A 9,358-nucleotide genomic window follows, 5' to 3' on the forward strand; every position below is an offset into this window, starting at 1 on the left:
AGGGTTAGTTGCTACTACACAACCTATTACAGTAAGAATAATAAATTCTAGTTTGCCGACAGGAAGCGGTAACGGAAATATGACATTTACTAGTAGTAATACTATAGTTGGTAATCTTAAAATTATAGCATATACAAACACAACTATTTAACCTAATCTCAATTATAATTGAAAATTAAGTATATAAAAGTGATAAGATTAATGAAAAATCTTAATAAATCTTAATAAATTCTTAGTCGGAAAATTAAAATCTCTCCTTTAAAGTAATGGTATTACTATTAAGGGAGAGATTATTTTGAAAAAAAAGAAATTTATTATATTTATTACAATATGGGTAGTTACAATTTTAATTTTATATAAGGCTGGAACAATAAATAGTGATATAGATAGCATCGTAAATTTACTAAAGGGTAATTCTTTAAAAATAAAGGTTTTATTTGTATTTTTATCTACAGTTAGAGTTTCATTTTTTATACCTCAAACAGTTTTTGTATTAGTAGGAAGCTTTATATTTGGTCCATATATAGGATTTATCTTATCAATAATTTCACTTTTGCTATCACAATCAATTATGTATTTCGTTGGAAGGTATTTTAATAAGGCGTTATTAGAGGAGAACCTTATTAAAAAGCATGGTAATATTGTGGATGTTATAAAAAGCTATGGCTATAAAATATTAGCTTTAGGGATAATATGTCCTGTAACACCATCAGATTTAATAACTGCATTAGCTGCAGGCATTAATCTAAGCTATAAAAAATCTATGTTAGTAATTACTATATCAGCAGCTCCTATAATACTTTTATATAGTTTTCTTGGTGCTAGGGTAGAAGGAACAGATTTCTTTAAGGTTTTAGTAGTTTTAATAGTTTCCTTTATATCATATTACTCTTTTCTTATTTGGAATAAGATAACTGGGGAAAAGGGGAACTTAAATAAGGTTTAGGATAAAATAAATATGAAATAAAAAACTTCTTAAGAATTCTTAAGAAGTTTTTTATTTATAATGGTAGGGATATTTTAAATTCAATTATATTATTATTTAAGCTAGCAGAAGTTGTTCCATTATGAAGTTCAACTATTTTCTTTACTATAGACAAGCCAAGACCTGAACTATCTGTATTTTTTCTAGACTTATCGGCTTTATAAAATCGTTCAAATATATTTCCCATATGCTCTTGTGAAAGGTTATTAGTTTCGTTTTTTATTGAAAATATAAGATTATTATTTTCCTTATATAGTTTTATATAAACTACACTATTTTTAACGCTGTATTTAACTGAATTAGTAAATAAATTTTCTAAAACACGTACTATTTTTTCAACATCAACATTTATAAATATATCTTCATTATAAATATTTTTTTCAAGGTGTAAGTTTTCTTTATTAAATATAGGTATATATTCACCTATTAATTGTTCTATTAATGATGTTATTTCAATTTCATTGTAATTTAATTTAATATCATGACTAGTTAATTTAGTATATTCAAAAAGTTCATTTATAAGATGGTTAAGGCTTTTTGCTCTTTCATCTATTACATCTATATACTCATTAAATTTATCCTTATCATTTACTCCATTTTTCTTTAAAAGGTCCACATAGCCTATAATTGATGTAAGTGGTGTTCTTAAATCATGGGAAACATTAGTTATAAGCTCTGTTTTATTATTTTCTATGATCTTTTCTCTATCAATTTTTTCACGAAGCTCTAAAGACATATTATTAATGCTTTCACAAAGCTCTTTTAATTCGTCTTTTCCCTTAACTTCTATAGTTTTTCCAAAGCCTTCTTCCTTAATTATTTTAACTTCTTTAGTTAAAAATTTTATGTAATTTACTTTTCTATTTACTAATAATAAAAATACTATTAAAAAAATAGATACACCTAAAATAATTAAGAAAAATGCAGCATTAACTGAAATAAAGTAGTTATAAGATACAAATTCAATTAGTTTAGGTTTAAATGCAATGACAAAAAGAGTAATAAAAAAAGGTATTTCAAAGGCTACAAATAGGGAAATTATAACTGATAAAATTAGGTAAATACTTATTTTATTTAAATTTATTCTTTTAACTTTCTTGGAATTAAAGATTAAAATTGTAGATATAAAAGCAATTAAGGCTATAGATTTTAATATAATATCTGCTTTTATAGGTATATCATTATTTACTCCAACTAAGATAGCAAATCCTTCTGCCATTATAAATTGAGATAACAAAAAGCCTATAATTATCCCTAAAAGCATATGCATATTAAACCATTTATTAGTTATCATATTTTATAGCCCACTCCCCAAATAGTTTTTATATAAATTGGGTTTTTAGGATCTGCTTCAATTTTATCTCTTAAATTAGTTATATGAACAGATACAGTATTATCTGATTTAAAGAAATCTTCCTTCCAAACATTTTCATATATCTTTCTAATACTTAATACTATTCCTTTATTTCGTGAAAGTAATTCTAAAATATCAAATTCCTTTGGAGTTAGCCTAACTTCATTATTTCTAACCCACACTTGTCTAGTATCAGCATTAATTATTAAGTCTCCAATTTCTATAATAGTTTTTGAATTAATGCTTGATTGACTGTAATTATGGTATCTTCTAAGCTGAGATTTAACTCTAGCTATTAATTCTAAAGGATTAAAGGGCTTAGTAATATAATCATCAGCTCCTGATGTTAAACCATGAATCTTATCCATATCTTCTGACTTTGCAGAAATCATAATAATAGGCATAGTTTTATCACGTCTTATTTTCATGCAGGTTTCTATTCCATTTAAGCCTGGAAGCATAACATCTAAAAGGATTAAATCAATATTTTCATCTTGAATAACTTCAATAGCTTTATTTGCATTATCTACCTTTATAGTTTTGAAGCCTTCATTTTCTAAGTAAATACTTAATAGGTTTCTTATATTTTCATCATCATCAACTATGAGAATATGTCCATTCATTTTATCTACTCCTTTTATATTAATAATATATTAATTATAAAAAATAAATCTTAAAAAATATATATAACTATTATTAAGAATTATTAAGAAAATTATTATCTTAAGGGTAATTAATTAAGTATAATAAGTGATAGAAACTTATAAATTAGGTGATTATTAAATTATGTAGACAGTGTCTGTATAAATGTTTTTATAGAAAAAATAAATAATAAAAAGTGCAACCATATTAGTTGCACTTTTGTATTTAATGTTATTTTGATGTTCTAATATTTATAGATGTAGGTTTAGATTCTACTCCATTTGAGTATTTTGCAGTTACCTTAAATCCATAAATAGTATTAGCTTTTAATTCATTTATTGTAATTGTATTTTCAGAAGCAGGAACCTTAGCTACTTCCTTACCATCTTTATAGATTACGTATTCTACTAATCCTGATGATGTAGAAGGCGCATTCCAAGTTAAAGCTGCTGAATTATTAGTTACTTCAGTTGATTTTAAATCAGTAACTTTTGAAACAACTACGTCTGTATTTATCTTAGTAAATGTTACATTTATAGTTGTATCAGCTTTAATATTTTCAATAGTATAGCTATCCATAGCACCTAAGGAAACACCATTTACTATAACATCTTGAACCTTATATCCAGCATTAGGAGTAAAGTTGAATGTTTGTGAGCTTCCTTCTTCTAAAGAAATAGTACCTGATGGAGTTATAGTTCCATTTTCACCAGCTGTTGCAGTAATTGTATGAGTTGTAGCTGCTAATTCTTTAGCTACAACATCAAATTTATCTATATTAGGAGATGCCTGTGAATCAGCAGTAAATACTAATTCTCCCATACCAGCTTCTGTTACTACTACATCAAAGCTTGTTTCTAAAAATGGAATTGGATTTTGAGAACCAGTTCCTGCAACTGATTTACTTCCTGATACTACATTAGTACCACTCCAGTTGATTTTATTTAAGTTTCCTTCGCTACGTCCTGATTGGTATTTCATTTTAAATGTATAAGTTCCTGCTTTTGGTGCATTAAATGGAACTTTAATTTTATTTCCTTCTTCAAACCAAGAAACTTTCTTTCCACCACTAGCAGCAGCATCTTCACCTATTCTTACATATTTATCACCTGCAATTGGATCTAAAGTAAATAATTCAGCTTCTAATAATTTTTCTTCAGCTACTACATTTGGTAATATAAATGGATTTTCTTCAGTATATGGCTTATCTAAGTCATTATCTATAATAGTTACTTCAGCCTTTTTATTAAATCCTATTAAAGAACCATTAGTAGGAGTATCTATATTACAATAGAATTTAAGATCACCAGTTTTTTCTTCATTATCAATTGTTTCAACTACAACAGCTGCTGTTTCTTGTCCATCTGCAAAGTGAATAGTTTCATTTACATCTTTATAATGTCTTCCATGAACAGCGTTATCAGGTGATGTTGAAAAATGAACAGTAGCTTCTCCAGTAGTTCCGCCAACTCTTTTAATAGTTATTTCTTGAGATTCAGATTCATCAACAGTGTAGCTTTTATTTTCTATTTCAAACATACCAGCTGCATTATTATCTAAATAATAAGCTCCATCTAAACCTATGGCAGTTCCTCTAGCTGATGGATTTTTAGTTCCTTTAACAACTATTTCAACTGTATGCTCACCATAAGCTAAGTCTTCAGTTGAGTAAAGTATTTGTGATATTTCTCTTCTAGCTTGGTAAGTGTCTACTTCAGTAACTTTCTCACCATCAACCCAAACTTCCATTATTCCGTGACTTGGATCTTTAGTTCCAACTACCCAAGCCTTTGTTCCTGTGAAAGTAAAGCTTGCTCTAGTTCCAGCAGCAGATGAATACATTCCTGTATTTCCTATACCAATATCTTCTTGAATCCAGCTGTTTTTGTTTCCAAAATCTACATTATCTATAAATTTTGTTCCTTCTGGAGCTAATGATTCTAATTCAAAATCATCCGAACCTTTATATACATCAACATTTTCTATTAGAGGAACAGCTAATGAACCTTCTATATTGATTCTAACTTTAGAAGCAGTAACTGGTGTACCTCTAACTAATCTCTTAGCACCTATAGTATGTCCTTCACCAAAGCTTTTCCATGCTCCATTTGAGTAAACTTCTACTGAGAAGTCTGATACTCTTTGACCTAATTTGATATATTCTTCAATAGAAACTATATCAAATCTTTTTTCTTCACCTAAATCTATTTCAAGGCTACCAGTTGTTTGCCCATCATCCATTGTCCAATAAGTGTCCTTATCATCATCTAACACCTTTGAAGCATTGAATTTAGGACTATTTCCTCTTACTGATGAAGCAGTAGCAGTACTGTTTTCTGCTAGATTTTCATCAAAGGAAGTATTAATAGCAGTTGAGAAGTCTTTAAGTCTTTCTATATCTGCCTTTGTGAAATGACCAGTATTATCAGGTGCAACATTTAATAATAGAGGTTGTCCTCTACCTACTGATTTAAAGTATATATCAGTTAATTGCTCCATAGTTTTAGGTCCATTTCCATTATGCCAGAACCATCCACTAGTTAATGATACGTCACATTCACCAACACTCCATATATCACCAGCAGGATCTCCAGTATTTAAGTATTTATTATCTTCTACGCCTCTATGGTAATCATCTATTATACGTTGTCTATTAATTTTTGACCAAACAGGATCACCAGCTTTTCCTGACTCATTTCCTATCCATCTTACAGTTGTTCCATATGGACTAAATACTAAAGCACCTGGTTCTAATTCTTCTATTAAGTCAAACCATTCTTGGAACTTATAGTTTTGAGCAGCAGCTCCACTTCCCTTTGCTCCATCCATCCATACTTCAACAAACTTTCCGTTATTACCGTATTTATCATTTCCTAATATTTCACTTAATTGTGTCATATAGAATTCATTATAGTCTCCATTACTATCTGTTTCATCATTTGTACCAGTTCCATATCCATATGATGGAGCATTTGCATCCCAAGGTGAAAGATATATTCCCATATCCATATCGTACTTTGTACATGCTTTAGAAATTTCTTCTAAAGGATCTCCAGTTCCCCCTTGAGTAGCTTGCCAATCAGTACTTTTTTCTACGTCATGTTCAGTTACTTCACTTCTCCATAAGGCAAATCCATCATGATGCTTACCAACCATAATAAGACGCTTAAATCCTGCATCCTTTAAAGTTTTTACCCATTCTTCTGGATCAAGATCTGTAGGATTAAATGAATTAGGATTTTCTCTACCATTTCCCCATTCACTATTTGTAAATGTATTCATTCCAAAGTGAATAAATGCAGCTAATTCCTCCTCATGATATTTTAATTGAGATTCATTTGGTACTGGACCAAATGCTTCAGGTGCTTGTACAGAATTAAGTTCTGATGCAATAGCCTGAACAGGTAGCATTTGACACGCCATTCCTGCAATTACAATTGTTGCTAGTAATTTTCTTACACTTTTCATAAAAATTCCCTCCCTAATCAATTTATAAAATACAAATATTTCACAATATATTACATGAATATATTTTACAACATAAAGTAAAATATGTAAACATTTTACTTGGAATTGAGCGAGAAATTATAAAATATTTAGTAAATTATTTTTAAAACAAGATAAAATGTAACATTACATTAAAAAATAAAGCTAAAAGTTGTTTACAAGAAGAAAACTCTTAGCTTTTATAATTATTCAAGAAAAGATGAGAGAAAAGTGTATACATAAGCCAGTAAAATGATTTAACTATTCACTATTATCTTTTACCTATAACATCTTCATTTCTATTTTTTCTATTCTTTTATCTTGTACAGAAATAATCTTGAATTTTAGTGAATCTATAATAATTTCTTTATTTATATATTTATTAGGGTCTTCACCTATATTTTCAAGCAAAAGTCCTCCAATTGTGTCTATAAGCTCTGATTTAAGGTATAAATCAAAGTATCTATTTATATCTAATATAGAAATTAATCCGTTAATAATATAGGTCTTATCATCTACTTTTTCTATATCAATATATTCATCATCATATTCATCTTCTATGTCACCAATAACTTCTTCTAGTAAATCTTCAAGGGTTACAATACCAGAAAATCCACCATATTCATCAAAAAGTATTGCTATATGGTTTTTAGAACACTGAAGTTCCTTTAGAAGGTTATCTATAGGCTTAGTTTCAGGAACCATATAAGGAGTTCTTAAAATTGCTCTTAATGATAAATTTTCAGTTCCTTTTTTTATTACTTCTGCAAATATATCCTTCATATAAACTATACCTATAATATTGTCTATTTCATTTTCATAAACAGGAATTCTAGAGTAATTTTCCTTTAAAATTAAATCTATATTTATTTCAACATCTTCATTTATATCTATATAAAAAGTTTCTGTTCTTGGTGTCATTACTTCCTTTGCTAAAATATCATCAAACTTTATTATTCCATCTATCATAGTTCGTTCAGTTTCATTTATAGCTCCTTGTTCTTCGCCAAGTTCTACAAGACTCTTGATTTCTTCTCTAGAAACCTTTTCCTCCATTCCACTGGAGTTTATACGAAATAGCTTTAAAATTAAGTTAGTTGATAAAGATAAAAACCATATAAAAGGTCGAGTAAGTTTAGAAATAAATATTATAGGCTTAATGCTAAACATTGCAACTTTTTCAGCATTTTGAAGAGCAATTCTTTTAGGAACTAACTCACCTAAAACTAGAGTTAAATAAGAAAGACTTAATGTAGTTAAAATCAATGCAATATTGTGGCCAGAAGGAATTCCTAAGTTAACTAAAAATATTCCAAAGCCTTCTGATATAGATGTAGCGGCTGATGCTGAAGCAAAAAAACCAGCAAAGGTAATACCTACTTGAATTGTAGCTAAAAAATTACTAGTATCCTTTATTAGATTTAATAAGAGTATGGCTTTTTTATTTCCTGACTCTGCCAGTAAATTTAACTTTGTTTTGTTAATAGATACTATAGCCATTTCTGCAGATGCAAAAAAAGCATTAATCATAATTAATACTAAAATAAGAATAATACTGCTACTCGAGCTGTCTTCCATTTTATAAATTTTCCCCCTTAAAAATATATTTACTAATAAATATTTCTTTTAATATAGTATATACACTTATTGATGTATTAGTAACAAATAAATAAAGCTAGGCTTTATATTTTAATAGTAATTTATTGATTTTAAAATATCCGTTTATTTAAATTTTTTATTATATAAATTTTCATATTGTTTAAACTAATTAAAGGAAGGAGATGTACTTATGAAAAAACTTATAGTTTCAATTTTAGCAGCAATTACCTTAACTTTTACATACACTGCAAAGGCTATAACTAATTTAGAGCCAACTTCAGCGCTTCCGCATGCTATGACATATAAAGAAGGTATATATACCTTTGATAAAAATCCAGGTAAATTGGTAGAGGTTGATGTTATAAATCCACAAAAAGAAATTAATATGATGGTAATAGAAACAATGACAAAACAATTGAAGTATTATATTAACTTTGATAGGGATTGTTGGTCTACAAAATTTTACTTAGATAAACCAGGAATGTTTTATACTGTTGTAATTATAGGAGAAGGGGAGGTTGCTATTAGATTTTCTAATTAGCAGTTTTAAATAATCTCTAAAGTAATAGAATATTGATATTAGATAAGTTAAAAGACTAAAAATTTGATTTATTTAATATCAATATATTTCTAAATTATATAAAATATATAAAATTTAACTTATAGTTAACTGGGATTTAATCCCTATACAGAAAAAAACAATTATTATAATACCTGTAGGAAAATTAATATATTGTTAAAAGTATAGGGAGGAAATTAACAATGAAAAGATTTAAAAAATTAGGGGTACTAGTATCATTAGTAGTTGCAATGTCAGTAAGTGTTATAGGTTGTACTAGTGATAATTCACAAAAAGGAAATATAGAAAATAATGTAGTAGGATCAAATAAGGCTGTAGAAGGAGCAAAGCCAAAATACATATTTATGTTTATTGGAGATGGTATGTCTTATCCGCAAGTAAATGCAGCTCAAATATATAATGGAACTATGAAAGATAAAGAAGCAGTTAAACTTGAAAAATTAGGATTTACAGAATTTCCTGTAGTAGGGTCTGCAACAACTCAAGACTCTACATCATTTGCACCAGATTCAGCATCTACAGCTACTTCAATAGCATCTGGAGTAAAAACACATAGTGGGGTTATAGGACTAGAGTCAGATAAAACTACAAAAGTAACAACAATAGCAGAACAATTAAAAGAAAAAGGATATAAGGTTGGAGTTGTTTCAACAGTTACATTAAATCATGCTACTCCAGCAGCCTTTTATGCAAATGTTGAATCAAGAAATAA

7 protein-coding genes are annotated in these 9,358 nt (G+C 28.1%); 3 read left to right on the forward strand and 4 right to left on the reverse strand.

All coding sequences use genetic code 11. The annotated features are described in order from the left end of the window. Positions 1-295 precede the first annotated feature (295 nt). Complete coding sequence (locus ACRDBA_RS00750; protein ID WP_438571037.1) at positions 296-946, forward strand: TVP38/TMEM64 family protein; 651 nt, start codon at positions 296-298, stop codon at positions 944-946. Between the two features lie 55 nt (positions 947-1,001). Here ACRDBA_RS00750 and ACRDBA_RS00755 read toward each other — a convergent pair whose 3' ends face one another. The 4 genes from ACRDBA_RS00755 to ACRDBA_RS00770 all read right to left on the reverse strand — a co-directional run bounded on the left by ACRDBA_RS00755 (position 1,002) and on the right by ACRDBA_RS00770 (position 8,045). Then, positions 1,002-2,279, reverse strand: a complete 1,278-nt coding sequence (locus tag ACRDBA_RS00755; protein WP_438571038.1) for a sensor histidine kinase — start codon at positions 2,277-2,279, stop codon at positions 1,002-1,004. After that, positions 2,276-2,962, reverse strand: a complete 687-nt coding sequence (locus tag ACRDBA_RS00760; protein ID WP_438571039.1) for a response regulator transcription factor — start codon at positions 2,960-2,962, stop codon at positions 2,276-2,278. The genes ACRDBA_RS00755 and ACRDBA_RS00760 overlap by 4 nt, the downstream gene beginning before the upstream one ends. A gap of 250 nt (positions 2,963-3,212) precedes the next feature. Then, positions 3,213-6,449, reverse strand: a complete 3,237-nt coding sequence (locus ACRDBA_RS00765) for an alpha-L-fucosidase (RefSeq protein WP_438571040.1) — start codon at positions 6,447-6,449, stop codon at positions 3,213-3,215. 300 nt (positions 6,450-6,749) lie between these two features. Next, the gene (locus ACRDBA_RS00770; RefSeq protein ID WP_438571041.1) at positions 6,750-8,045 is read right to left on the reverse strand and encodes a hemolysin family protein; all 1,296 of its coding nucleotides are present in this window, start codon (positions 8,043-8,045) and stop codon (positions 6,750-6,752) included. A gap of 211 nt (positions 8,046-8,256) precedes the next feature. On the opposite strand from ACRDBA_RS00770, the gene ACRDBA_RS00775 reads away from it, so the two are divergent. Both ACRDBA_RS00775 and ACRDBA_RS00780 read left to right on the forward strand, forming a co-directional pair. Further along, positions 8,257-8,607: a hypothetical protein gene (locus ACRDBA_RS00775; RefSeq protein ID WP_438571042.1), complete on the forward strand. Its 351-nt coding sequence runs from the start codon at positions 8,257-8,259 to the stop codon at positions 8,605-8,607. A gap of 221 nt (positions 8,608-8,828) precedes the next feature. Next, positions 8,829-9,358: alkaline phosphatase (locus ACRDBA_RS00780; RefSeq protein WP_438571043.1), on the forward strand; the 530-nt coding region annotated here is incomplete at its 3' end.

Source organism: Clostridium sp., from assembly GCF_051654825.1.
Taxonomy (GTDB): Bacteria; Bacillota; Clostridia; order Clostridiales; family Clostridiaceae; genus Clostridium.

What these genes read in the sequence shown, in the direction of transcription:
- ACRDBA_RS00755 (WP_438571038.1), bottom strand. Translation starts at nt 2,279, where the DNA reads ATGATAACTAATAAATGGTTTAATATGCATATGCTTTTAGGGATAATT.
- ACRDBA_RS00760 (WP_438571039.1), bottom strand. Translation starts at nt 2,962, where the DNA reads ATGAATGGACATATTCTCATAGTTGATGATGATGAAAATATAAGAAAC.
- ACRDBA_RS00765 (WP_438571040.1), bottom strand. Translation starts at nt 6,449, where the DNA reads ATGAAAAGTGTAAGAAAATTACTAGCAACAATTGTAATTGCAGGAATG.
- ACRDBA_RS00775 (WP_438571042.1), top strand. Translation starts at nt 8,257, where the DNA reads ATGAAAAAACTTATAGTTTCAATTTTAGCAGCAATTACCTTAACTTTT.
- ACRDBA_RS00770 (WP_438571041.1), bottom strand. Translation starts at nt 8,045, where the DNA reads ATGGAAGACAGCTCGAGTAGCAGTATTATTCTTATTTTAGTATTAATT.